Source organism: Streptomyces sp. GD-15H (assembly GCF_045291515.1).
Taxonomy (GTDB): Bacteria; Actinomycetota; Actinomycetes; order Streptomycetales; family Streptomycetaceae; genus Streptomyces.
In genome coordinates this window covers 7,913,567-7,938,006 of record NZ_CP149447.1, presented here as the reverse complement: position 1 = coordinate 7,938,006, position 24,440 = coordinate 7,913,567, and the positions used below count along the sequence as shown (strand labels likewise).

At 71.5% G+C, this 24,440-nt stretch carries 18 protein-coding genes and 1 pseudogene; 8 read left to right on the top strand and 11 right to left on the bottom strand.

The features are described 5' to 3' along the window. Positions 1-192: 192 nt before the first annotated feature. From WJ438_RS37575 to WJ438_RS37540, 8 genes and pseudogenes are all read right to left on the bottom strand, one after another. Positions 193-1,268, bottom strand: a pseudogene (locus WJ438_RS37575) (AMP-binding protein); the annotation flags it as partial. 125 nt (positions 1,269-1,393) lie between these two features. Continuing rightward, on the bottom strand, positions 1,394-3,520 hold the full coding sequence (locus WJ438_RS37570; protein WP_406729141.1) for a molybdopterin-dependent oxidoreductase: 2,127 nt from the start codon (positions 3,518-3,520) through the stop codon (positions 1,394-1,396). Positions 3,521-3,560: 40 nt separating this feature from the next. Next, a complete protein-coding gene (locus tag WJ438_RS37565) occupies positions 3,561-4,883 on the bottom strand; it encodes a molybdopterin dinucleotide binding domain-containing protein (protein WP_406729140.1) in 1,323 nt (440 codons plus the stop codon). Further along, a complete protein-coding gene (locus WJ438_RS37560; protein WP_406729139.1) occupies positions 4,811-5,761 on the bottom strand; it encodes a molybdopterin-dependent oxidoreductase in 951 nt (316 codons plus the stop codon). The genes WJ438_RS37565 and WJ438_RS37560 overlap by 73 nt, the downstream gene beginning before the upstream one ends. Before the next feature lie 294 nt (positions 5,762-6,055). Then, positions 6,056-6,796, bottom strand: a complete 741-nt coding sequence (locus WJ438_RS37555) for an SDR family oxidoreductase (protein ID WP_406729138.1) — start codon at positions 6,794-6,796, stop codon at positions 6,056-6,058. A gap of 23 nt (positions 6,797-6,819) precedes the next feature. Next, a complete protein-coding gene (locus WJ438_RS37550) occupies positions 6,820-8,343 on the bottom strand; it encodes a class I adenylate-forming enzyme family protein (RefSeq protein WP_406729137.1) in 1,524 nt (507 codons plus the stop codon). Between the two features lie 455 nt (positions 8,344-8,798). Beyond that, positions 8,799-9,173 (bottom strand): hypothetical protein, encoded by a 375-nt coding sequence (locus tag WJ438_RS37545; RefSeq protein WP_406729136.1) that lies wholly within the window; start codon positions 9,171-9,173, stop codon positions 8,799-8,801. Positions 9,174-9,413: 240 nt separating this feature from the next. Beyond that, on the bottom strand, positions 9,414-10,088 hold the full coding sequence (locus WJ438_RS37540) for a TetR family transcriptional regulator (RefSeq protein WP_406729135.1): 675 nt from the start codon (positions 10,086-10,088) through the stop codon (positions 9,414-9,416). Positions 10,089-10,574: 486 nt separating this feature from the next. On the opposite strand from WJ438_RS37540, the gene WJ438_RS37535 reads away from it, so the two are divergent. From WJ438_RS37535 to WJ438_RS37515, 5 genes are all read left to right on the top strand, one after another. Further along, a complete protein-coding gene (locus WJ438_RS37535; protein ID WP_406729134.1) occupies positions 10,575-11,525 on the top strand; it encodes a GNAT family N-acetyltransferase in 951 nt (316 codons plus the stop codon). Positions 11,526-11,959: 434 nt separating this feature from the next. Beyond that, positions 11,960-13,141 (top strand): aromatic ring-hydroxylating dioxygenase subunit alpha, encoded by a 1,182-nt coding sequence (locus WJ438_RS37530; RefSeq protein WP_406729133.1) that lies wholly within the window; start codon positions 11,960-11,962, stop codon positions 13,139-13,141. Between the two features lie 139 nt (positions 13,142-13,280). Next, positions 13,281-14,081: an SDR family NAD(P)-dependent oxidoreductase gene (locus tag WJ438_RS37525; RefSeq protein ID WP_406729132.1), complete on the top strand. Its 801-nt coding sequence runs from the start codon at positions 13,281-13,283 to the stop codon at positions 14,079-14,081. Positions 14,082-15,094: 1,013 nt separating this feature from the next. Beyond that, on the top strand, positions 15,095-16,435 hold the full coding sequence (locus WJ438_RS37520) for an MFS transporter (RefSeq protein ID WP_406729131.1): 1,341 nt from the start codon (positions 15,095-15,097) through the stop codon (positions 16,433-16,435). 220 nt (positions 16,436-16,655) lie between these two features. After that, positions 16,656-17,171: a lipocalin-like domain-containing protein gene (locus tag WJ438_RS37515; protein WP_406729130.1), complete on the top strand. Its 516-nt coding sequence runs from the start codon at positions 16,656-16,658 to the stop codon at positions 17,169-17,171. 31 nt (positions 17,172-17,202) lie between these two features. Here the strand turns inward: WJ438_RS37515 and WJ438_RS37510 are convergent, their stop codons facing one another. The 3 genes from WJ438_RS37510 to WJ438_RS37500 form a co-directional block, all read right to left on the bottom strand. Continuing rightward, the gene (locus WJ438_RS37510; RefSeq protein WP_406729129.1) at positions 17,203-18,612 is read right to left on the bottom strand and encodes an aldehyde dehydrogenase family protein; all 1,410 of its coding nucleotides are present in this window, start codon (positions 18,610-18,612) and stop codon (positions 17,203-17,205) included. A 172-nt stretch (positions 18,613-18,784) separates the two neighbouring features. Further along, complete coding sequence (locus tag WJ438_RS37505) at positions 18,785-19,951, bottom strand: thiolase C-terminal domain-containing protein (RefSeq protein WP_406729128.1); 1,167 nt, start codon at positions 19,949-19,951, stop codon at positions 18,785-18,787. Beyond that, positions 19,948-20,385, bottom strand: a complete 438-nt coding sequence (locus WJ438_RS37500) for a Zn-ribbon domain-containing OB-fold protein (protein WP_406729127.1) — start codon at positions 20,383-20,385, stop codon at positions 19,948-19,950. Before WJ438_RS37500 ends, WJ438_RS37505 begins: the two co-directional genes overlap by 4 nt. A gap of 499 nt (positions 20,386-20,884) precedes the next feature. Between WJ438_RS37500 and WJ438_RS37495 the strand changes: the two genes are divergently transcribed. The 3 genes from WJ438_RS37495 to WJ438_RS37485 all read left to right on the top strand — a co-directional run bounded on the left by WJ438_RS37495 (position 20,885) and on the right by WJ438_RS37485 (position 24,312). After that, positions 20,885-21,697 carry an enoyl-CoA hydratase/isomerase family protein gene (locus WJ438_RS37495; RefSeq protein ID WP_406729126.1) on the top strand — a complete coding sequence of 271 codons (813 nt, stop codon included), beginning with the start codon at positions 20,885-20,887 and terminating at the stop codon, positions 21,695-21,697. A gap of 75 nt (positions 21,698-21,772) precedes the next feature. Then, positions 21,773-22,810 carry an LLM class F420-dependent oxidoreductase gene (locus WJ438_RS37490; protein WP_406729125.1) on the top strand — a complete coding sequence of 346 codons (1,038 nt, stop codon included), beginning with the start codon at positions 21,773-21,775 and terminating at the stop codon, positions 22,808-22,810. Further along, a complete protein-coding gene (locus tag WJ438_RS37485) occupies positions 22,807-24,312 on the top strand; it encodes an acetyl-CoA acetyltransferase (protein ID WP_406729124.1) in 1,506 nt (501 codons plus the stop codon). The genes WJ438_RS37490 and WJ438_RS37485 overlap by 4 nt, the downstream gene beginning before the upstream one ends. Positions 24,313-24,440 lie beyond the last annotated feature (128 nt).

Genomic DNA, 24,440 nt, shown 5'->3' with positions numbered 1-24,440 from the left:
GCCGAGGAGTTGGATCCGCCCGTGGGCGTCGAGTTCGGCCAGGTCGCCGGGGACGGACCAGCGGCGTCCCGCGGCCTCGACGAAGACCTGGGCGGACTTCTCCGGGTCGTTGAGGTACCCCACCGGGATCCAGCCCGTGACGGCGAGGCGGCCGACCTTGCCGTCTCCCGGCTCGGCGAGCGTGCCGTCGTCGAGCAGGACCGCCGCCCGGTCGGAGGGGACGAACGAGCCGGTGTCCGCCACGTTCCCCCGCACTGAGACCGTCGACGCCACGGCCGACGCCTCCGACGACCCGAGTCCGTCGAGCAGGCGCGCCTTGGGCACGTGGCGCAGCAGGCCCTCCTTGACCTGGCGGCTCCACATGACGCCGGAGGAGAACACGGCGCGCAGGCTCTGCAGTTCCCACCGGCCCGGGTTCTGGTCGAGTGCTGCGAGCATCGGCCGGGCGAAGGCGTCCCCGACGATCGCCAGGGACTGCACCCGCTCGGCCTCCGTGACGTCGAGGAGTTGCTCGGGGTCGAACCGTGTTCCCGGCACCATGACGAGGGTTCCGGCCCCGCTCAGCGCGGCGATCGCGTAGAAGAGGCCGGCACCGTGCATCAGCGGGCTCGCGACCAGTGACCGGATCTCGCGTGTGTGCGTGGCGAGGTGGTCCTCGATGGCCTGGCGATCGCCGTGGTCGGGCAGGGGGCGCCGGTTCTGCGTGTTGAGCAGCGAGAGGATGTCGCCCTGCCGCCACATCACGCCCTTGGGCTGTCCCGTCGTCCCCCGGTGTAGATGAGGATCAGGGAGTCGGCTCGTCCGCCGCCGTGCGGACGCGGAGGGTGGGTGTCCACCGCCTGCTGGTAGGAGGCGGCCCAGATGGTGCCCTGGCCCACTTCGAGCCACAGCCTGACGTGGGGCAGCCGGTGGCGTACGCGGTCGACCCGGTCGCGGAACTCGGCGTCGAAGACCACAGCCTTCACGTCGGCGTCGGACCAGATCTGTACGAGCTCGTCGTCCACGTAACGGTAGTTGGTGTTCATCGGGGCGAGGCCCGACTTGGCGGCGGCGAAGAAGGTCTCGAGGTATTCGGGACCGTTGCGCATGTACTCGGCCACGACATCGCCCGGAGTGAGGCCGGCGGCCTCCAGGGCCGTGGCGAGCCGGGAGGCACGGTCGTCGAAGTGCGCCCAGGTCCCTCGCCGTTGCCCGTGGACGAACGCAGTGCGCTCGGGGTGCACACGGGCCACGGCCTCGAAGACACTGGCGAAGTCCCAGCCTGCCATGTCAGCCCTTTCGCGTCATGCCGCCGCGTGGTGCGGAGGTCGGCAAACCCATCTGAAGAGATATCCTATAGGCTTTAGATAATTACCTCAAGGCTTTAGGTAAAGGGAAGGGGGGGCGCCGCCGCTCACTCCGCGGCCTCCCCCGAAGCCCCTTCCGGGGCGGGGGCGACCTCCACGGGGACGCCGGTCAACTGCGCCTGGTTGGAAACAGGTTCGTAGGCGCCCGGCCCGTGCGGGGTGAGCCGGTTGACGTTGGCCCCGGGGAACTCGCGTGACAGGGCGAGCCCGCGCTGGAGCCCCCAGCCGTGCTCCAGCGAGACGACCCCCGGCCGCAGCGTCTCATCGAGCTGGGCCGTCACCTTCAGCGTGCCGTACGCCGACGTCACGCGGACAAAATCCCCGTCCCCCACTCCCCTGCGGCCGGCGTCCCGGGGGTTCATGCCGAGCCGGTTGCGGTCGCGGGTCCCGGCCTTCATGGACGGCACATTCGCGTACCAGGAGTTGTGCCACTTGACCGACCGGCGGGTGATGAGTTTCAGCTGGTCCTCGGGCTCGGCGCGAAGTTCGCCGAAGAACCGCTCGAGGCGTTCGATCGCCGCGGCGAAGACGGCCGGTCGGCAGTCGACGAGCCCGTCGTGGGTGTGCACGTGCCCGGAGAAGAGCGCACCCGGCCGCAGTCCGCCGCCCACGGCGATCCCCCGCGGCTGCCCGGTGACCTGCGCGCGGCTGAGTCCGCCCCGTGTCAGCATGTGGTCGACCCGTTTCCACCGTGCGGCCTCCGGGTCGGCCTCGTCGAGCACGCTGGGCTGTCCCAGGCTCCGCGCCAGTCCGGCGAGGATCCGCCACTCCTCGCGCTGCCCGTGCCGGGGTTCCACGACCCGGGGCGACCAGTGGACGAACGGGTCCGGCTGCATTCCGGGCAGGGCCAGGTTGATGTCCTCGCGTTCGTACTGGTCGGTGGCGGGGAGCAGCCAGTGGGCGTAGTCACTGGTCGCGTTCGGGTAGATGTCGACGACCACGAGCATTTCGAGGCTCTTCAGCGCCTCGCGGAGCCGGCCCTCTCCGGGGATGCTGAGCAGTGGGTTGCCGGCCATGACGAACAGGGCCCGGATCGGTTCGGCCGCGTCGAGGATGTAGTCGGCGAGCAGGACGCCCGGCAGGTGCCCGCGCCGCATGTCCCCGAACTCCCCACGGACGAGCTCCGCCTCCAGATCCGCCCGGCCCCTGGCGATGTAGGGGTAGACCTCCTGCCCCGGGATGTTCCCACCCCTGGTGTCGAGGTTGCCGGTGACCAGGACCAGCATCTGCAGCAGCCAGTAGGCGAGGGTGCCCTGGCGCCCCATGTTCACGCCGGTCGCCATGTAGGCGCAGGCCCTGGGGGCGGCGGCGAACTCGCGCGCGATCGTGCGGATCGTCCGGGCGTCGAGGCCGCAGACGTCCGCGACCCGCTCGGGCGGGTACCGGCGGACGAACTCCCGCAGCCCGTCGATGTTGCGCGCCACGTCGGACAGCCCGTCCACGAAGCCCGTCGTCCGGTCGATCTCGCACAGCAGCGCGGCGAGGAAGTACGCGTCGGTGTCGGGTTTGATCTGGACCGCCTCCCCCGTCCGCCGTCCCGAGCTCTCGGTTCTGCGTGGGTCCACGAACCAGATCCTGGCGCCCCTGGACGCGGCGCCGACCAGGTCGTTGTAGGCGTTGGGCATGGAGATGAGCGTGCCCTTGCTGACCCGCCAGTTGCTCCCCAACAGCAGCACGGCGTCGGCGTTGCGCACGTCGGGGAGGGGGTGCAGGAGGCTGGACCCGTAGACGGCGGCGCTCGCGGCGTACTTGTTCATGGTGTCCTGGGTGCCGGAGGAGAAGATCCGGTCGACGCCGAGCCGGGCGAACACCTCGGGCGTGCCCACGCCGAGCAGGCTGTTGAATCCAGCGGGGTTGCCCAGGAAGACCCCCACGGCCTGCGGTCCGTGCTCGTTCACGAGGGCGGAGAGCCGGCCCGCGATGGCGTCCGACGCGGTGTCCCAGCTCCGCTCCCGCGTGTCCGTCGCCGAGATCCGCTCCAGGGGCACCCGGAGGCGGTCGGCGTCCGTGTTGATGTGGACCGCGGCCAGCCCCTTGGCGCAGGCGAAGCCCCTGGAGACGGGGTGTTCCCGGTCCGGTTCGAGTCCGGTCAGCACGCCGTCGGTGACCGTCGCGATCAGACCGCACGCGGCTTCGCAGATCCGGCAGTACGTCGCGGTTCGCCTCTGGGTCACAGCCTGCCTCCGAGTCCGGGACCGCTCCCGTGGTGTGGGGTCATGCGAAACGAGTGTGCGGTGGGGTCGCTTCCCCAGCCCTCCCGGTGGCCGGGAGGAAGGGGTCGTCCGGGTGGGCGCGGGACGGCGGCCGCCGCTCCGCCGGTACGACCGTCACCGGTACGGCCGTCATGGTCGGCATGTGGTTGATGGGCTGGGCGGCGTGGTCCAGGGAGGTGAGCCGGTTGACGTTGCTGCCGCACTCGCGCGGGTCCGCCGCGGGGTCGACGCTCCCCCACCCATGGGACATCGACAGGACGCCGGGCCGCACCGACGCGTCACCGTGTGCGACGGCGTCGACGGATCCGTGCGGCGACCGGACCATGACCGGGGCGCCGTCCTCGATGCCGAGGCGTTCCATGTCCTCGGGGTGCAGGAAGGCCGGGTTGTACGGGTGCGGCGGCAGTCCGGCGACGTCCCGCCCCAGCGAGTTGACCAGTTCCCGCATCCGGCGCACCACCAGCCGCAGCGGGAAGCCGTCGTTCGCGGCCTCGTCCTCCAGGGCGGCGTCGAGTTCCGCCGCCACGTCGGGGGGCAGCAGGCTGAGGCGGTGGCCCGCCCGGTCCGGGCGGGGCGCGGCGACCGTGGTGGCGGGGTGGCTGACGAGCAGGCCGTGCCGCGCCCGGCGGACGTCGTTCAGGGGGACCCGGCCGCGTTCGGCGACCATGTCGAGCAGTTCCTCCGATGCGGGCAGCCGCGAAGTGTCCAGGTCCCTTCCCGCGAAGCGCAGCTTCTGCCCCATGGCGGCCGCCAGCCGGAAGAAGAACTGCCAGTCCTCGATGACTCCTTGCGGCGGGGGCACCAGAGCAGGTGTGTACTGGGCGAACGGCTGCGGGAAGAAGGTCTCCATCAGCGCGGTGTGGTCGGCGCGTTCGTACAGCATCGTGGGCGCGATCACGTAGTCGGCGAGCTGCGCGGTCTGCGACATCCTGGTGTCGATCGACACCAGCAGTTCCAGGTGGTTCAGCGCGCGCTGTGCCGTGTCCTGGTCCGGCAGTGCGAGCACGGGGTTGCCGCCCGAGACCACCAGGGCCCTGATCCGGTCGGGTCCGGGCCGCAGGATCTCGTCGGGCAGGAGTGCCGAGGGCAGCTCGCCGCGGATCAGTCCGTGACCGCCCACGCGGCTGCGGAATCCGTTCTCCCAGTCGCGGTCCGCGGGGAGCACCTCCGCCCGGGCCGTCCGGTCGCCCATGAGTACGCCGCGTCCCCGTGCCGGTTCGCCCTCCCGCAGAAAGCGTCCGCAGACGACGTTCAGGCAGGCAGCCAGGTGTTCGGCGACGTTGGAGTGGGGCCCCATGCAGACGCCCGTTCCGGTGGTCGCCATGCCCCGGCCGGCCCTGCGAACAGCCGGGCCGCCCTGACCAGGTCGTCGGCGGGCACGTCGCAGGTGCGGGCGACCACGTCGGGGGTGGCTTTCGCCACGGCCGCCCGCAGTTCGGGCAGGCCGTCCGCGTACCGGGCGCAGAAGTCACGATCGTGGAGTTCTTCCCGCAGGATGACGTGGAGCATGCCGGCGAACAGCAGAGCGTCGTGTCCGGGTCTGGGCTGCAGGTGGATGTCGGCCCGTGCCGCGGTCTCCGTGCGGCGGGGGTCGACCACGATCAGCCGCAGCCCCCGGTCCCGGGCGGCCTTCAGGTTCGCGGACGGGCTGGTGACCAGGGCGCCGTCCCCGTCGCCTCCGTTGACGGAGACCAGGGGGTTGGTGCCCGCCAGCAGCCACACATCGGCGTCGCCGAACGACTGGGGCCCGCCGGTGTACTGGCCCATCCGGGCGGCCACCAGCCACTTCGCCGACTGATCGATGGTCATGGTGGAGAAGAGCTTGCGTGAGCCCAGGCCGCGGAACCACGCCCGTGCCATGAAGGGAGTGAGCGTGGCGAAGTTGTGCTGGGTGCCCATGAAGAGGCCCACCGCGTCCGGGCCGTGCTCCCGGACGATCCGGTTGAGCCGTTCGGCCACCTCCGCGATCGCCCGTGCCGCGTCGACCGGTTCGTGACCGCCCGTGGGTGTGCGCCGCTGGGAGGTGGTCAGTCGGCCCGGCCCCTGCATGAGTTCGCCGGCCCGTCGCCCCTTGGGGCAGGTGAACCCCTGGGAGAGCGGGTGCTCCCGGTCCCCCAGGACACGCAGGATGCGCTCGCCGTCGATCTCGACACCGACCCCGCAGCAGGCGGGGCACAGGCGGCAGTACGACGTCCTCCTCACCACAGGGGCCTCCGTCGTGGCGCGCGCGGGCGCCCGTACCCGGCCGGGCCGCCGGCCTCGGCCGGCCCGTGCCTTGTCAGTGGGCTTGTCATCAACGGCCCTTTCCTCCGCGGGCGTCCGGCGCCACGCGGCTCGGTCCGGCACGGTGGCGCCGGAGGGTGTTGTCGTGCCCGCGGTGCCGGTCGCGGGGCGGGACCCCGCACGGCTTCGGGCCGCCGGCCCCTCGTGGTGCGGGGCCGGCCCCGGCCGGGGGTGCCGTCGGCGGCCTTCCCGGCGCGCCGGGAGGCGGGCCGCTCAGACGGAGACCGGCCCGCCCAGCCACACACCGATCTCCTCGCCGGACACGTGGGCGGCTTCGTCGCCCGTCAGGAACGACACGACCGATGCCACCGCGTCGGCGGGCACCCGCGGCCAGCCGGCGTGGAGGTTCTCCACCGCGCGCTCGCCGGCGGAGCGCACCATGTCGGTCTCGACGAAGCCGGGCACCACCGTGTTCACGGTGATCCCGCGCCGGGCCACTTCCTTGGCCATGACGCCGGCCATCGCGACCAGTCCCGCCTTCGCGGCCGCGTAGGCGCTCATGGTGGGGGTCAGCGCGCGGCCTCCGCTCGGGCTGCCGAAGAAGACGACCCTGCCCCAGCCCGCCTCGTACATCCCGGGCAGTGCCGCGTGCGTGCAGTAGTAGGCGCCACTGAGGTTGACGCCGACGACCCGGTCCCACTGCTCGGGGGGCTGCGACCTCGCCGAACCGTTGGCGTTCACTCCCGCGTTGTTGACGAGCACGGTGGGAGCGCCGAGCCGTTCGGTGGTCTGTTCGATGAGGGCGGTCGCCTCACGCGCGTCGGACACGTCCGCCCGGATCGCCACCGCCCGGCCTCCGCCGGCTGTGATCCCGTCGGCCAGTGCTTTCGCCTCGCGGTCGCTGCGCGAGTAGTTGACCGCGACCGCGAAGCCGTCGGCGGCCAGCCGGCGGGACACCGCGGCTCCGATGCCCCGCCCGCCGCCGGTCACCACCGCGACTTTCGCACGCTCCATCAGGGACGGCCTCCGTGGTGTGGTCAGCGCACCTTGGTGTGCGTCTGGGGCAGGGTGGCATAGGTCGCCTTGAGTTCACGCTTGGCGATCTTGCCGCTGGCCATGCGGGGCAGGGCCGAGTCGAGGAACACGACGTACCGCGGGACCTTGTAGTCGGCCAGCCGTTCGTTGCAGTACGCCACCACGTCGGCAGGCTCGACCGGGGTACTGGTCTTGAGCAGGGCGGCCGGTGTCTCGCCGAACTTGGCGTCCTCGACCGCGATGACGGCCACCTCCTCGACGCCGGGCATCTCCTGCAGAACGTTCTCGATCTCGGTCGGCGAGATGTTCAGCCCACCCGAGATGATCATGTCCTTCATGCGGTCGACGAAGGTCAGGTAACCGTGCTCGTCAAGGATTCCCATGTCGCCCGTGTGCAGCCAGCCGTCCACGATCGCCGCGCGGGTGGCCTCCTCGTTGCGCCAGTAGCCGGGCATCATTCCCGGCCCTCGCAACAGGATCTGTCCGGGCTTGCCCGCCGGGCAGTCGTTGCCCTCGGTGTCGACGACCCTGATCTTGGTGAACGCGCCTCCCCAGCCGCACTTCTCCGGCTGCTCCATGGCTTCGTGACGGGGCATCACGGTGGCCGACCCGCCGATCTCGGTCTGGCCGTAGATCTGGCGCAGCGAGACGCCCTTGCGCTGCCAGGAGGTCAGCAGGTCGACGGGGACCCGTGCCCCGCCGACGTGGGCGGTCGTCAGGCTGCTGAGGTCGGCCCGGTCGAATCCCGGTTCGGCCGCGATCTGTTCGAAGAGGATCGGTGGGCCGGTGAATGTGGTGACCTTCTGGTCGGCCAGGACGCGCAGGGCCTTCGGTGGGTCGAAACGAGTCTGCAGCAGCAGGGTGCCGCCGTGGATGACCACCCGGGCGAGTCCCCAGACGATGCCCGCCGCGGTGAACAGCGGCAGCACGAGCAGCGGCCGCAGGCCGTTGGGCTGGACCGGCTCCATGAGCGACCACTCGTGCATCTCGCCGGCGATGCTGGCGTGCGTGAAGATCACGCCTTTGGGTCTTCCGGTGGTGCCGCTGGTGTAGACGATGGCGGCGGGTTCGGACACCTCCGTCACGGGGGCGGTGACCGGCTCGTGCTCCCCCTCCCGCAACGGCCGGACGTCGCCCTGCAGCGACTTGATCCCGACGGACGGCAGGCCCTGGCGCGCCTCGTCGAGCCGGTCGCGCAGCGCGTCGTCGCAATAGACGACGGTCGGCTCGCAGTCCTCCAGCAGGCCGGTCAGCTCGCGCGCCACCATCCGATGGTTGAACGGTGCGACGATGGCGCCGAGTTTCATCGCGCCGAGCGCGGCGACGCACCACTCCAGGGAGTTCTGGCCGACGAGGGACACCCGGTCCCCGTGGCCCACTCCCGCTCCGCTGAGGTCAGCGGCCACGCCGTCCGCCCACGTTTCCAACTGCCGGTAGGTGACCACGTCGCCATCGAGATCGATGGCCGGCTGGTCAGGAATGTTCCGAGCCCACCAGGTCAGGGTACTCACGAGCGTCCCGCTCACGTCTGTTCCTCCTGCGCTCTGTCCGCGATCTCTTTCAGCACTTCGGGCCGCCGAACAAGTCGTCCTCTCGCGGCGCACCAGCAGATACACCCGAGCTCATGCCGAAAAAATTCTGATGAAGGGCGTCACATGTCGTGGTGACAGCCGGGTCGTTTCCTCACCGGGAAGGAGCGGGTCCGCCGCTGCCCAGCGGCGCGTTCCGTTCGACGGCACAGGGGCCGGGGACGGGACCGCGCGCGTCGGTCGCCCCGCCGGGCCGGCCGACCTCGTGTGGCGTGCACCGGAGAGACCGGGTTCTGCGGCCGGACGGGCTGCCACACACTTCTCGACGCACCTGGCCCGCGAGCCCCTGATGGCGGGATCCGTTCGCGTGACCGTGGACGATTAATCTAAGAGCTTCAGGTATCCCGGACAAGGTTTTTGCGGGATGTATTCCTGGCCCGGCGGGAGTGCCGCTACCGGTGCGACCGTCGACGGCGGGTGCAGCCGGCGCCCGGCGGGCGGGCCCGGAGGTCAACCCTCCTCCCCCGGGGGAAGTTCTCCAGCGCAGCGGCCCTCCAGGAGCCGTCGTGCAGCTCCCAGATGGACCGCAGCCCGATGCGCCCCTGGGAGGTGTCGTACACCGTTTCCCCCACCCACGTGTCACCCTCGGGCCGGATGTCGACGATCCGGAGGGAATCGACCTTCCCGCGCGGGACGGTCACCCCGTGAAAAACCTGGGGGATGTTCTCCTGCACCATGTCCGCGAGGGACGCCCTGACGTCGCCTTCGAGGACGTACTGGACGTGCCGCCTGTACAGCTCGTGAAACTCCTGGGACTCCGTGGACATCTGGACATGCCTCCCCATCGGTGACCGTCGGGCTGTCACGCCCCTGCGGAACCCGAGCCGGCGCTCACTGCGCGAACTCACCCTCAGCCTAAAGCCCTTAGATAACAAGGGGCAAGGGTTCGCGCTCGGAGTCCTTCCTGGGGCGTGCGGTCCGGCCGTCCGTACCGCGTGGCGGCACGGGCGGCCGGAGGCGCCGCCGCGCCTCCGGCCCGGTGCGGGAAGAGGGCGCGGCGGCCGGGGTCAGGCCTTCCGGCCTGCGCTCCGCTGCGCGGGGGGCGCCGCCTCCTGGTGCTGCTGCGCGTCCAGCTGCATGACGCCCGCCAGGAAGCTGCGGATCGTCTGGGCGAAGATCTGCTCGGCGCTCCATTCGTTGGCGGCGAGGGCCGTGGCGAGAGTGGGTTCCTCCTGGGAATTGACGTTGGGGAAGATCTGCGCCTGGCTCTCCGGGGTCTTCATGGCCTCGCTGAGGCTGGCTCCCAGGCTCAGTTTCTCCATCCCGTCGAGGATGAGCACGTGCAGGTGTGGGGGAACGCCTGCCTTATCTAGGAAGCGGGCCACTCTTTCGTACATGGTGATGAGGACGTCGCGTGGCAGGTGCTCCAGGAGAATCGGAGCGGCATTGCGGTGGCGGAGGATCGAGCGCCGGAAATTCAGGCTCAGAGCGACGAAGAAGTCCGGCCAGTTCTCATCGGCGGGACGGCGCGGGAAGCGCGTGTCCAGCACGATCACCCGGGCCACTTCCGTCATGAGTTCCGTCTTGTTCTTGAAGTGGTGGTACAGCGACGGCGCTCGGACTCCCATCACCTTTGCCAGGCGAGGCATGCTGAACGCATCGATCCCTTCCACGTCGATGATCTTCAGGGTGGCGGCGATGATCGCTTCGCGGCTGAGTAGTGGTTGGAGCGGTCGGGGCATGGCCGAAGTATCCCGCACCCGCCGCGTGGATGGGACCGCGGCGGCCGGGCCGGCGAGCGGCGTCGGCCCCGGGGGCCGTGCGGGCGGGCCTGCGCTCCGCCGAATCCGGGGAGGCTTCCTCCACCTCGGACTAATCATAAGGTTCTAGTTTTCTTGGGCGCTCTTCGGTCTGCGGAGTGGAGTCAACTCCTAGACATAGCAAGGCCTCGTCCTACGCTCCAGGCTTGTGAGCACTCCCTTATACCTATAGCTTGGAGGTAATGAGCTGCTGACGTTGTCGTTGCCCTGGGGCCCTTCCGGCACCATGAACCTCCCTGCAGCGCCGGGGCCGCGCGCGGCGCGCCCTCACCGCACGTGCCGCGTCACGAGGGACCTGTCGCACGGGCGACGCGTGCACCCTCCCGGGATTCCCCCGGCTCCGGTGCACCTTCGCGGGCCGCCGGGGAGGGAGCGCCCCGGCGACGACCCGACAACCGAGGATGATCCGTGATCACGTATGAGTGGGGCACCTCCTTCGGCACTGATCCGGAGGTCGTCAGTCTTTTGCGGGAGGCGGCGGATTTCGACGCCGAGCAGGGGTTCTCGGCCGTGCCTCCCGTGCCGTCCGCTTTCGGCGGGGACGAAGCCGGGCGCCTGTCGGAGCTTATCGTCCGGATGTCGCAGGAGGTGGGTCCGGCCGGAGCGGGCGAGGAGGAGGCCGTCGTCGCCTTCCTGCGGGTCATGACGGGATCCGAGGGGGTCGGCCGGGTCGAGTTCGTGGTGCGTCCCGGGTTCAGGTCGCTCGGGATCGCGACCCTGCTGTTCGAGCGGCTGGGCCTGGCGGACGGCGGAGCGGCGGACTGGGCCGGCGACGGCACCCGGTCGCTGCGGGCCTGGGCCCACGGGTCCCACCCTGCCGCCGAGCGGATGGCGCGGCGCTTCGGCGCCACCCCGGAGGCCGTGCTGTGGCGGATCATCCGGCCGCTGCGCAGGGCGAACAGCATGGCCGAGGTCGCGCCGCCCGCCGGGGTCCGCCTGCGACGGTTGCTGCCGGGCCGGGACGAGGCCGCGGTCGAGGCGATCGCGCGCACCGCGGGAGGGGCCGCGTGGGCGGATCTGTCCTCGCAGGAGGTGCTGGTCGCGGTGGACGGGCCGGCGGAGGAGGTCCTGGGGTTCGTGGCGTTCTCGGCGCGACCCCTGGGCGGCGAGGGGCAGTCCGGCCTGGGCTCGGTGCACGCACTGGCGGCCGGCCCCGCGGCCGCGGGGCACGAGGTGGGGCGTGCGCTACTCGCGTCGGCTCTGGGACGGCTGGCCGACACGGGGGTGCGCGAGGTGGAGATGTCGGTCGATCCGCTGGACGAGCCGCTGGTGCGGGTCTGCCGCGCCCTGGGTTTCCACCACGACCAGACCGATGTGTGCTTCAGGGTGCCGGTCGGCGGACGGCCGGCTGCGGGCTGACGGGGCCTACCGTGTCCGCCGGTCCGCGGGCCGGGGCCGGGCCCGGGGGCGGGGGCGATCGGGGGCGACCCCGGGATCCCTCAGGTCTTTACCTACTACCTTTAGGTAGCTGGCAGACGCCAGAACCCAAGGGGAAGAGGCCGTTCACTTGACCGAGAAAACCTATAGCCATAAGATTAAGTGAGCTTTTCCGCTCACACGAGTGACGTCCTGGAGCGAGTCATCGCCCCGGGGTCGCCGACGGGTGGGGGACGTGCCCCACCCGTAGGACATCCAGCGCCCCTCTCGCTTCCGTTCCCGCAGCTCCTCGGCGGGGCCGGAGAAAAGGGCCGTGATGCCGTGTGTCTCGCATCCCGCGTCGCGAGACCGCACCTGCCTCTGGGGCCGAGCGACCGCAGCGGCGCAAGTGAATGCGGACAGTACAGGAGGACGACGTGCCGGAACTTGATGCAATGCGCGAAGAACGAATTCGTCGCCTGCTCGAACATCTGCGGAACAACACGACCGACCAGTTCGAGGGGACGGTCTCCTTCAGCCCGACGGAGTTCACCGACGCCGACCTCGCGGCCCGGGAACGAGAGCTGATCTTCGGGCGGGTCCCGTCGATCGTCGCGCACAGCTCGGAGATCCCCGAGCCCAACGACTTCATCACCCTGCAGTTGCCGCGCAACAAGGCCATCGTGGTGCGGCAGGCGGACGGCGGGATCAAGGCGTTCGTCAACCAGTGCCGACACCGGGGCGCCCTGCTGGAGGAACAGCCGTCGGGCAAGTGCCGGCTGTTCTCCTGCGGCTACCACCGGTGGTCCTACGACACCGACGGCACCCTGCGCACGATCACACGCGACAACACCTTCGGGGACATCGACCGTTCGCAGTACGGGCTGCTCGAACTCCCCGCCGAGGAACGGCACGGGTTCATCTGGGTGATCGACGCGGTCGGCGCCGAGATCGACGTCGCCGCCTGGCTGGGCCCGGAGATGGACGCGGTCCTGCGGGGCTACAAGCTCGGCGATCTGGTCTCCTTCCGCGCCGAGGGCTTCGACGAGCCGTGCAACTGGAAGCTGATGCAGGACGCGTTCCTGGACGGGTACCACATCCAGTACGCCCACCCGAACACCGCCGGGAAGATCGTCCACACGAACGTGTACGCGTTCGAGGACTACGGGCGGCACTGCCGCTGGCTCGCGCCCCGCAAGACGATCGATCGGTGGATCGACGAGGACCCGGGGGACCAGAGCCTCGCCAAGCACGTGACCGAGTCGCATCTGCTGCTGCCGAACAGCACCCTGCTGCGGTTGCCCGACAATCACTTCGAGCTGCTCACCTTCCGTCCCGACCCGGTCGATCCGGGCCGGTGCCGGATGGAGATGCGGGTGATCGTGCCGCGTCTGGAGGAGACCTCCTACGACGAGGCCACCTGGAACAAGCGCTGGGAGAGGAACTGGCAGATCCTGCTGGACGTCCTGCACGCGGAGGACTTCCCGCTGCTGCGCGGCTCTCAGACAGCGCTGTCCAGCCAGGATGCCGGGCCCATGATCTTCGGCCGCAACGAGGTCGCGAACCAGGTCTTCCACCGGGAGACCCAGCGGCTGCTCGCGGCCGACGGCACGGACTGAGCCCCGCGCGCCGGGCCTGCCCGGCGCGCGCCCCGGCGCGGTCATCTCATTTCTCCGGGTCGCAGACCAACCGGTGCCTTCGGCCGTGCGGCACCGTGTGCCGCACGGCCGAAGGCACCAGAAGAGGCAAGGACGGCACATGGGTACGACCACGACGAACCGCCCCCTTCCCGGCGACGGGGTGCTGGATCTGTTCCGGCTGGACGGAACGACCGCGCTCGTCACCGGCGCCAGCTCGGGCCTGGGAGCGGGCTTCGCCCTCGCGCTGGCCGAAGCCGGGGCGAACGTGGTCCTGACGGCCCGACGGGCGGACCGGCTCCAGGAGACGGCCGAGCAGATCGCCGCCATCGGCCGCAAGAGCCTCGTCGTCACCACCGACGTCACCGATCCGGAGCAGTGCGAGGCGGCCGTCGCGGCGGCCGTGGAACGCTTCCGGCACGTCGACGTCCTGATCAACAACGCCGGCGTCTCCTCCGCGGTGCCCGCGCTGCGCGAACGCCCGGAGGAGTTCCGCCAGGTCCTCGACGTGAACCTGATGGGCGCGTACTGGATGGCGCAGGCGTGCGCGCGGGTCATGGGCCCCGGGTCCAGCATCGTCAACGTCGCCAGCGTGCTCGGCCTGATCAAGTCTGTGCTGCCGCAGGCCGCGTACGCCGCGAGCAAGGCCGGCCTCATCGGTCTGACCAGGGACCTGTCGCAACAGTGGTCGGGACGCCGCGGGATCCGGGTCAACGCCGTGGCGCCTGGTTTCGTCGCCACGGAGATGATCGCGGAGATGCCCGCGGAGACCCTCGAGGGCTTCCTGCGTGCGACCAGCCCGCTGGCCCGCACGGGCACCCAGCGGGAACTCGACGCGGCAATCGTGTTCCTGGCCAGCCGGGCCTCGAGCTACATCACCGGCACGACCCTCGCCGTGGACGGGGGAATGTCCGGACACTGAGCATCCGCTCACACGTCCGGACGTCGGTGCGCCGGTCCGGCAGGGCCCCGGTTTTCGAAGACCGGTGGCCCGCCGGGCCGGCGTTCGCCTTCCGCTCTGCTTGGAAAGACCATCACTGACCTTAAGGTCATAGGTTTTGTCGGGGTGTGGCGTGGAGCCGCGGCCGTCGGACCCCCACGGGCTGGGCACTCCGGCGGCGGGCAACCGGGACCCCGGATGGCGCCGCTGCCCCGTGCAGGATCCTGCGTCCCCCTCCCCCGCCCCGGGATACCGTCCGCGCCCTCATCCCCTTACCTGACAAGGCAGTTCATGGTGCCCGCCCGGCTTGCCGACCACTGCGGCGCAGACCGGCGACCTGGTGGCGCGCCGGACGGGGCGGGGAACACCGCGCCCGGGGCGGCCCTTCGACCGGCGGGCGCGCGGGCCGGAAAGTTCTTCCTGCCTGACTCTTGACCATAAACTACGGCCATAAGTTAAATGGTCCAGCGCCTTACCAGAGCATTCCTGGCCGCCGCCTCCGATCGGAGGCGGCGTCGGCATCGTTGAGTTCGTCCTCTTCTCTCTCCCGCCGCCCGGCGCACGACGTGTGTCCCCGTGCGGCACTGCGGTTCTTCCGGTGGCCGGCGCGGGCCGGCACGTCCAACAGGAGGATCGAAGGTGCTCGTCGGTCTGCCTTGTCTCTTCGTTCCGGTGCCCGGTGTCCCCGGGGCCGGTCCGTGGTTCCCATCCGGCGGCGAGGGGGGCCGGGGGTGCGGGAATCCTCTCGGAACGACCACCGGAGCGCGATGCTGCCGCGCCCATGCGGCCGGCGGCCGGAACACGACGGCCGGCCCCACCGGTGCGCGCCGCTCCGGCGCCCGCCGGTACCCGGCACCGGCCTGATGCCGCGGGCCCTTTCGGGCCCGCTCGGTGACCTCCCGCGGGCCGGGTGCCCGGTGGGAGGGACATCCGCTTCTCAGACCGTCCGGCCCACCGGGCCGGACGGACGTCTGCTCCACGACAAGGAGTTTCCCTTGACTCGACCCAGCTCGGCAGTGCGTCCGAGAACTTCGACGGGTGCCCGGTCGGTGGTCTTCGCCTGTCTGGCGATCACTCTCATCGACGGGTTGGACAGCGGCATGTACGGCGCCGTGCTGCCGACCCTGCTGCAGTCCGAACAGTGGGGGATCACCCTTGCGTCGGCCGGTGTCATCGGCAGTCTTTCCCTGATCGGAATGATGCTGGGGGCGCTGCTGTCCGGTTACGTCGCCGACATCATCGGCCGGCGGCCGACGGTGCTCGCCTGCGTCGCGAGTTTCAGCGTGTTCACCCTGCTGTGCTCGGTCGCCCCGAACCTGGAGGTCTTCGGCCTGCTCCGGCTGCTGGCGGGCTTCGGCTTCGGCGGAGCCCTCCCCACCGTCATCGCCCTGACCATGGAGTACGTGCCGCTGGACAAGCGGCAGTTCTACAACGGTGTCGTCCAGACGGGCTTCCCCATCGGCGGGTGCCTGGTCGCCTTCCTCGCGATCTTCCTTCTGCCGTCCTTCGGCTGGACCTCCCTGTTCGTCCTGGGCGGCGTCATCGGTCTGGTCCTGTTCGCGGGCGTCTACCGGCGGATCCCCGAGTCGCTCGCCTTCCTGACCAGCCGGGGTCGGCACGAGGAGGCGCGGCAGCTCGCCGAGCGCTACGGGGTCGAGGTGCCGGCCGAGCCCGCGGCGGGGCCCGCGGCGGTGAAGCCGAGCTGGACCGCGTCCCTGAAGCTGCTGTTCGCGCCGGGGTTCCGGGTCGCGACGCTGCTCTTCCCGGTCATCAGCTTCTGCGGGCTCCTTCTGGGGTATGGCATGAACACCTGGATCCCGCAGCTTCTGCGGGCCTCCGGTTACGACCTCGGGTCCGCTCTGACGTTCCTGGTCGCCTTCTACCTGGGCAGCACGATCGGCATGCTGATCCTGGCCGGTCTCGCCGACCGCTGGGGTCCGCGTCCGGTGATCTCGGCCGGGTTCGTCTGCGCCGCCCTGGCCGTGGCCTTCCTGACCCTGCACCCGCCGCAGGCGGTCGTCTTCGCCATGGTGCTCGTGATCGGGTTCTGCTCGTCCGCGCAGACGGCCGTCTCCGGGTTCGTGGGGATCTACTATCCCGCGGCCGCTCGTGGCACGGCGCTCGGTGCGGCGGTGGGACTGGGGCGTCTGGGAGCCGTCTTCGGGCCGATCCTGGTGGGTCTGATCATGGGATCGTCGCTCGGCACCTCGTGGGTGTTCTACTTCTTCGCCCTCGCGGCGGTGGCCGCGGCGCTACTCGTGCTGCTGGTGCCGCGGACCGGTCTGAACGACGGACCCGCGGCCGCCGAACGGCAGGAAGCCCCCTCCGCCGCGTGAGTCCCGCCTCGGGGCCCGGATGTGCGCGCCCCCGGCTGCCGGCATCTGCCAGGCAGCCGGGGCGTGCGGACGGGTGCCCTCCCCTGGGAGGACACCGTCACCGTTCCGCGCACACGGGCCCCGGCCGCCGTGGACACACAGGAGCCCGTACCGAGCCCGGTACGGAAGAACCCGGGGGCGGGCCCGCGCCCGTCCGCACCGCAGACCGAACGGGGTCGTCATGACACATCAGCCGCACACGTCCGCCGGCCCGGCGCAGCCGTCACCGCCCGGGCCGGCGGCCGGGCGCGCGCAGGAGCCGGACGCGCCGGACCGCCTCCACGGCACCTGGGCCCTGGTCGACTACACCCGCCGGGTCGACGCGGAGGTCATCGGCCGTCCCCTGGGGCCCGACCCCGTGGGGCAGCTCGTCTACCAGCGTGACGGACGGGTCTGCGCGCTCCTGATGAGGCGCGAACGCCCCTGGACGTCCGGCAGGTCGTTCACCGACGCCACCGACGAGGAGCGCGGGGCGGCCGCGTTGGGCTTCGTCGGCTACGCGGGCCGCTTCGTGCTGCGGGACGGCCTGGTGTTCCATCACGTGGAGATGTCGCTGTACGTCGAGCACGTGGGTGCCGTCCTGGTCCGCAGGGTGTCGTGGTCGGGGCCCCGTCTGGTACTGGAGACGCAGGATCTGCGGACCCGTTCCGGCCGTACGCTGACGGACCGTCTGGAGTGGGCCCGGTCCGCCCGTTGAGGTGTGCCGGGCCCCTCCGGTGCCCGCCGGGTTACAGCTGGAGGCTCTTGAGCTGCAGGAACTCCTCGACGCCGTAGACCCCGCCCTCACGGCCCAGTCCCGACTGCTTGTAACCGCCGAAGGGGACGGCCGGGTTGAAGCGGCCCCCGTTGACCTCGACCTGGGCCGCCGCCAGACGACGCGCTGTCGCCAGGGCCCGGTCGCGGTCCTCGGACCACACCGCGCCGGCGATGCCATAGACGGTGCCGTTGGCGAGGGCCACGGCCTCGTCCTGCGAGTCGTAGGGGATCATCGACAGGACCGGGCCGAAGATCTCCTCCTGCGCGATCGGCAGGCCGGGCGGTACGTCGCTGAAGACCGTCGGCTTCACGTAGTAGCCCCTGGGCAGGCCCGCGGGGGGCTGTGGGCCGCCGGTGACCAGCCGAGCGCCGCCCATGCCCTGCCGGATGTACTCCAGGACGTGTTCGCGCTGGACGTGGCTGACCAGCGGGCCGATCCTGGTGGACTCATCCAGCGGGTCTCCCGGCACGTAGGCGGCCACGGCCCGGGTGACGAGGGCCTCCGTTTCCCTCAGGAGGCCGCGCGGCACCAGCATGCGGGTCTGGGAGTTGCAGCTCTGCCCCGCGTTCAGGAAACAGCTGCGCACCGTGAACGCGGCGGCCCGCTCCAGGTCGGCGTCGTCGAGGACCACGCTGGCGCTCTTGCCGCCGAGTTCGAGGGCGACCTTCTTCACCGTGCCGGACGCCAGTGCGAGAACCCGGCGGCCCACCGCGTTGGAGCCGGTGAAGCTGACCATGTCGACGTCCGGGTGGGCTGCCAGGGCCTCGCCCACGCGTGTGCCGTAGCCGTTGACGAGGTTGAAGACGCCCGGCGGGAAGCCCACCTCGTGCACCGCGCGGGCGAGTGCCAGCGCGGTCAAAGGTGCCACTTCGCTGGGTTTGACCACCACGGTGCAGCCGGCGCACAGGGCGGCCCCGATCTTCGCGGTGATCTGGTGCAGCGGGTAGTTCCAGGGGGTGATGCAGCCGACCACTCCGGCCGGTTCCCGAAGGACCAGGGAGTTGCCGACCGGCTGCTCCCAGGTGATCTGCCGGGCTCCGTCGACGGCGCTGCGCAGATCCAGGATGCCGAAGCCGACCTGTGCCCAGCGGGCGACGCGGCGGGGCGTGCCGACCTCGGCGACCACGAGGTCGGTCAGTTCGTCCTGACTCCGTTCCAGTTCGTCCGCGAGACGGGTGACCAGCCGGGCGCGGTCCGCGGGATCGCGACGCGCCCAGTCGTCGAGGGCACGGTGGGCGGCGGCCACGGCCGCGTCGACGTCCTCGGCGGCGCCCGCCGGGACGCTGCCGACGCGTTCCTCGGTCGCGGGGTTGATCACGTCCACGCGGTCGCGGGTGTGCGAGGCCTTCCACGCGCCGTCCACGTAGGTGTCGTGTGTCATTGCCGGGCCACTCCTGTCGGTGATGTGGGTGGGGGAGGTCCTCGTGACACGAAGGGGCGGAGGTCGGCCGCCGGGGGCACCCGCGCGGGGGCCGGGGAGGCGGGCGCGGGGTGCCGCGGACGGCGCGCCGGTTCCCCGCGCCCGGTGGCGCATCCCCTCATCTCCCGCGGGGTCAGAGCGTGTCCGCGCTCCCGAGGACGACGGCGCTGACCAGGGGGGCGGAGGGGCCGCCGGTCAGCAGGGAGATCCTGGCGTCGGGGACCTGGTTGGGCGAGGTGCCGCGCAGTTGGCGGACGGCTTCGGCGGCCAGTCCGATTCCGTGGACGAAACCGCCGGCGAGATTGCCGCCCCCGGTGTTGACCGGCAGCCGGCCGCCCGGCGCGGTGAGGTTCTCGACCGTCAGGAACTCGCCGGCGTTCTCCCGGGTCACCAGCCCGAGGTCGATCATGGCGGCGACGGCGGGGCCGGTGAAGTTCTCATAGATCTGGGCGACGTCGACGTCGCCCGGCCCGATGCCCGCGTCGCTCCACAGCCGTGGGGCCAGTGGGGCGAAGCCCGCCGAGGTGTAGTCCCTATCGTTCTCGTGCAGTTCGCCCCAGTCCGCTCCGGCGCCCTGGGCGGCGGAGAGGATGTAGGCCGGTGGCCGGCGCAGGTCCCGGGCACGCTCGGCAGTGGTGAGCAGGACGGCTCCGGCTCCGTCGTTCTCCCGGGAGGAGTCGAACAGCCGCAGCGGTTCGGAGATCATGCGTGAGGCCAGGTAGGTCTCGTCGGTCAGGTCCACCTCGCGGCCCACGGCGAGCGGGTTGCGGCGGGCGTGGAGGTAGCAGGCCTGGGCGAACGCCTGGAGCGCGCCGGCCGGGATGCCGTCGTGCTCGATCATCCGCTGGGTGCGCAGGGCGCAGACCTGGGCGGGTGAGACCAGGCCGTGTGCGCGGTAGTGCTCGTCGAAGAAGTAGCTGGAGACCGCCGAGGACAGCCGGCCGCTCTGGCGCTGGGCCAGTGCGCGGTAGACGATCACGTACCGGGCCTGGCCCAGGGCGAGGGCGGCGGCTCCCTGTGCGAGGGCCGCGCCCAGGCCGCCGCCTCCGCCGCCGGACACCTGCGAGGCCCAGCGCAGTTCGCGGGTGCCGAGAGCGGGGACGAGGCTGGTCGCCTCGGCGTCGTGGCCGTAGGAGGAGAAGCCGTCGATGTCGGCGGGGGCGACGCCGGCGTCGTGGCAGGCCGCGACGATGGCCTCCAGCCGCAGGCCGTCCTCGTCGAGGGGTGCTGTGCCGCGTTTGTGGCAGGGCGTCTCCCCGATGCCGACGACGGCTGTCGCGCCGCGCAGTTCGACCGTCATGCCGTGAGCCTCCAGCGCAGTACCGGGGTGTCGTGGGTGAGCGGGCCGGGGGGCTGGATCACACCGTGGACGGGGGCTCCGATCCGCAGGGCGCTCTCATCGTCGACGAGCATGCCCAGCAGGCGGACCGAGGGGACCTCGTCGAGTTGGACGAGGACCACCGTGTAGGGCACGTGGTCGGCGAGTTCGGGCAGGAACGGGTGCCAGGTGCGGGTCCAGGAGTACACGGTGGCGGTCGCGGCGACGGCCGGCCAGGCGAACGCGGTGCTCTGGCACTGGGGGCACATCCGCTGCGGGGTCCAGACGTGGCGGCCGCAGTTCTCGCAGCACGGAATGCGCAGCTCGCCCCGGCGCAGGCCGTCCCAGTAGGGGCGGTCCGCGCCGTCGGGGTCCGGTGCGATCGGCCCCGCGGTGGGTGCCTCGGAGAGTCTCATGGGTGTCGGCCTTCCTCCGTCGCGCGGTGGGAGCGGGTCCTGGAGTGCTTCGGGTGTCGTGGGGTGCCACACGGGCCGGGCTTCGTGGTCGTGCCGCTCATCCGCGGAGAGCCGGGCCCTGTCGCGTGCCTCGTGTGGTTCTCCCCCACAGAATCAAAACTAAAGCCTTCTGGTTATCGACGGCAAGGTGTCGCGCCGCACCCTCTCCCCCGGCCCACTGCCGTCCGCCGGCCCGCCGCCCCGCACCGGGAGGTCCGCAGGCCGAGCCCACAGTGAAACTCACCGACCCGAGGGCTGTTCGGCGCGCGGCGCCCGAGTCGGGCGGACGGCACCCAGCGCTTTGAGTCACGCACGGGCGGCTCCTCTCCAGCGCGACTCTTGCCTCACCAACCTTATGCTATTAGGTTAATTCGGTGCGGCTACGGTGCCGTCACGCGGTGGCCGCGGAAGGCCGCGGCCCACCTGGCCGACCGCATGGGTGACGAAACAAGGAGCACTGATGACCAGCACAGTGATCGAGACGGAGGAGCCGCGTCCGGGCATCCTGCTCGTGCGGCTGAACCGGCCGGACAAACTGAACGCGATGACCTCCGACCTGATCCAGGGTCTCCACGACGTGCTCGACGGTGTCCGGGACGACCCGCGGGTGCGGGCCGTGGTGCTCACCGGGGCGGGCCGGGCCTTCTGCGCGGGTTTCGACTTCCGCGGCTATGGAGCCGCTCCGGGGGCGGTCGAGGGTGAGGGGCGCCCCCAGGCCGGGCTGCGGGTGCAGGAACACATCGTCAGTCTGGGCGAGGCCTTCCGGCGGGTGCGTGCGCCCATCGTCGGGGCCGTCAACGGAGCCGCCGCCGGCGGTGGCATGGCGCTGTCGCTGTTCTGCGACATCCGGGTGATGGCGTCGTCGGCCGCCTTCCACGCCTCGTTCATCAAGCGCGGTCTGGGCGGGGGTGACATCGGGGTCAGCTGGTTGCTGCCGCGTCTGATCGGTTTCTCCCGGGCCGCCGAGCTGCTGCTCACCGGAGGGTCCCTCGATGCCCGGGAGGCCGAGCGGATCGGTCTGGTGTCGGCCGTGGTGCCCGACGACGAGCTGCTGGAGGCGGCGCTCGACCGGGCGTCGGCGATCGCGGAGAACAGTCCGTTCGGTGTGTGGATGACCAAGAGCGTGCTGTGGGCCAACCTCGAGGCGCCGAGTTTCCGGTCGGCGGTCGAGCTGGAGAATCGCACGCAGATCCTCAGCACCATGACGAAGGACCATCAGGAGGCGGTCGCCGCGTTCCTGGAGAAGCGTCCGCCCGTCTACCGCAACCGCTGAGGCTCGCGTGGAGGAACCCAACATGGAGCGCTCCGGCGGGTCCGGGGCGCTCTCGCACACGGCGGAGGGACGGTTGTGAAGGTCGGATTCCAGGCAGGTTATTGGGGCTCCGGCCCACCGGCGAAGGTCGAGCAGCGGCTGACCGAGGCCGAGGCGCTGGGGGTGGACAGTTTCTGGACCGCGGAGGCCTACGGCTCCGACGCGCTGACTCCCCTGGCGTGGTGGGGGGCGCGTACGTCGCGCATCGGCCTGGGCACGTCGGTCGCCCAGCTCTCGGCGCGTACACCGACCGCGACGGCCATGGCCGCACTCACCCTGGACCACCTCAGCGGTGGGCGGGTGATGCTCGGACTGGGGGCCTCGGGGCCGCAGGTCGTCGAGGGCTGGTACGGGCAGCCCTACCCCCGGCCGCTGGAGCGGACCCGGGAATACGTGGACATCATGCGCCGGGTCTGGGAGCGCCGGGAGCCCGTGACGTACGCGGGCCGGCACTACCAGCTGCCGCATCCGGGCGGCGCGGGGCTGGGCAAGCCGCTGCGGTCGACGGTCCACCCGCTGCGGGCGGACATCCCCGTTCTGCTCGGCGCCGAGGGGCCCAAGAACGTGGCGCTGGCCGCCGAGATCGCCGACGGCTGGATCCCGCTGTGGTTCTCCCCCAAGAGCGACGGCTTCTACCGGGCGGCTCTGGAGGAGGGTTTCGCCCGGCCGGGGGCTCGGCGCGGCCCCGGCAATTTCGAGGTCGCCGCCGTCTGCCCGATCGCCGAACACGACGACGTCGAGGTGGCCGCCCGGAAGATCAAGCCGATGATCGCGCTGTACGCGGGCGGCATGGGCGCGAAGGGCGCCAACTTCCACACCGAGGTCTTTGCCCGGATGGGCTGGGGCGAGGTGTGCGCGGAGGTGCAGGACCTGTACCTGGCGGGCCGCAAGGAGGCCGCGAGGGAGGCGATCCCGACGGCGATGGTGGAGGACGTCGCGCTGGTGGGGCCGGCCGACAAGATCTGCGAGGAGATCGAGCGCCGGTGGCGCCCGACGTGTGTCACCACGATAATCCTCTCCGGCTGGCCCCGGCCCGAGGTCCGCGGCCGGATCCTGGAAGCGGTGCGCGGATGAGCCTCGATCCCCGTACCCCGGTCTTGGTCGGCGTCGGGCAGGTCGACCAGCGCGACGGCGCGCTCGAGCCGGTCGACCTGCTCGCGGCGGCGGCCCGTGAGGCCGAACGGGACTCCGGCGGCTCGGGGCTGCTGAAGTCGCTGGACTCGGTCCAGGTCGTGCGCATGCTCTCCTGGCGCTACCGCGATCCCGGCGCGCTGGTCGCCGAACGGGTCGGCGCGTCCCCCCGGCACACCGGGTACACCGCCGACGGCGGCAACAATCCGCAGGCCCTGCTCAACCGGGCCGCGCTGGACATCGCCGCCGGCCGGGCGGACGTCGTCCTGATCGGCGGCGCGGAGGCGTGGCGGACCCGGATGCGGCTGCGGGCGAACGGCGAGCGGCCCGCGTGGACAGTCCAGGAGGAGACGGTCCCCGCGGCCTCGCCCCTCGGCTCCCAGGGCCCGCTCCTGGGGCAGGGCGAGAAGCGCATCGGGCTCGAGCCGCCTTCCTGGGTGTATCCGCTGTTCGAGCAGGCCCACCGCATCGCCGCGGGCCGCAGCGTCGCGGAGCAGATGCGGCGCAGCGCGGAGCTGTGGGCCGGTTTCAGCCGGGTCGCCGCCGGCCACCCGCACGCCTGGATCCGGCGTGAGCACACGGCGGAGGAGATCCTGACCCCGTCCGACTCCAACCGCTGGATCGCGTGGCCGTACACGAAGCTGATGAACTCCAACAACATGGTGGAGCAGGGGGCGGCGCTGCTGCTGTGCTCGGTGCGGGCCGCCCGACTGTACGGGGTGCCGTCCGAGCGGTGGGTGTTCCCGCTGGCGGGTGCGGAGGCGCACGACACCCATGAGCTGGGCGAGCGCGGCGCGCTGCACCGGTCGCCGGCGATCCGCATCGCCGGTCGGCGGGCGCTGGAGCTCGCGGGCACCGATGTCGGCGCCCTCGATCTCGTCGACGTCTACTCGTGTTTCCCTTCCGCGGTGCAGGTGGCGGCCAAGGAGCTGGGGCTGGCGATCGACGATCCGGCGCGTCCGCTGACGGTGACCGGTGGTCTGACGTTCGCGGGCGGTCCCTGGAACAACTACGTCAGCCACTCCATCGCCACGATGGCGGCCCGGCTGCGTTCCGCCCCGGGGTCGGTGGGGCTGGTCACCGCGAACGGGGGCTATCTCACCAAACACGCGATGGGCGTGTACGGGACGGAGCCGCCGGCCGCCGGTTTCCGGGCGCCGGACGTCCAGGCGGAGGTGGACCGCGAGCCCAGGGTCCGGGCGCTGACGCAGTGGGAGGGGACCGGGTCACTGGAGGCGTGGACGGTGGTCCATGACCGGGAGGGCCTGCCGGAGCGGGCTTTCCTCAGTGTCCGGGCCCCGGACGGCGGGCGGACCCTGGCGATCTGCCGTCAGGCCGATGAGCTGGCCGAGATGGCACGGAGCGAGCTCGCCGGCGTAAAGGTGCGGGTCGCCCTGGACGGCACCGCCCGGCTCGAGGACGGTGCGGACCCCGGCGGGGCCTGAGCCCTCCGGCCGGGGAGTGTCCTTCACCCCCCGGCCGGACGCGGGAAGGGCACCAGGCCGCATCCCCGTGTCCGGCCGGGGTTTTCGGGATGTCCGGCCGGGGCGTCGTGCGTCCCCAGGGGTGCCGG

Coding starts and splice junctions, on each gene's coding strand:
- WJ438_RS37485 (WP_406729124.1), top strand. CDS start 22,807: ATGAGCCTCGATCCCCGTACCCCGGTCTTGGTCGGCGTCGGGCAGGTC.
- WJ438_RS37510 (WP_406729129.1), bottom strand. CDS start 18,612: ATGACACACGACACCTACGTGGACGGCGCGTGGAAGGCCTCGCACACC.
- WJ438_RS37565 (WP_406729140.1), bottom strand. CDS start 4,883: ATGGCGACCACCGGAACGGGCGTCTGCATGGGGCCCCACTCCAACGTC.
- WJ438_RS37505 (WP_406729128.1), bottom strand. CDS start 19,951: ATGACGGTCGAACTGCGCGGCGCGACAGCCGTCGTCGGCATCGGGGAG.
- WJ438_RS37555 (WP_406729138.1), bottom strand. CDS start 6,796: ATGGAGCGTGCGAAAGTCGCGGTGGTGACCGGCGGCGGGCGGGGCATC.
- WJ438_RS37500 (WP_406729127.1), bottom strand. CDS start 20,385: ATGAGACTCTCCGAGGCACCCACCGCGGGGCCGATCGCACCGGACCCC.
- WJ438_RS37545 (WP_406729136.1), bottom strand. CDS start 9,173: ATGTCCACGGAGTCCCAGGAGTTTCACGAGCTGTACAGGCGGCACGTC.
- WJ438_RS37540 (WP_406729135.1), bottom strand. CDS start 10,088: ATGCCCCGACCGCTCCAACCACTACTCAGCCGCGAAGCGATCATCGCC.
- WJ438_RS37525 (WP_406729132.1), top strand. CDS start 13,281: ATGGGTACGACCACGACGAACCGCCCCCTTCCCGGCGACGGGGTGCTG.
- WJ438_RS37515 (WP_406729130.1), top strand. CDS start 16,656: ATGACACATCAGCCGCACACGTCCGCCGGCCCGGCGCAGCCGTCACCG.
- WJ438_RS37495 (WP_406729126.1), top strand. CDS start 20,885: ATGACCAGCACAGTGATCGAGACGGAGGAGCCGCGTCCGGGCATCCTG.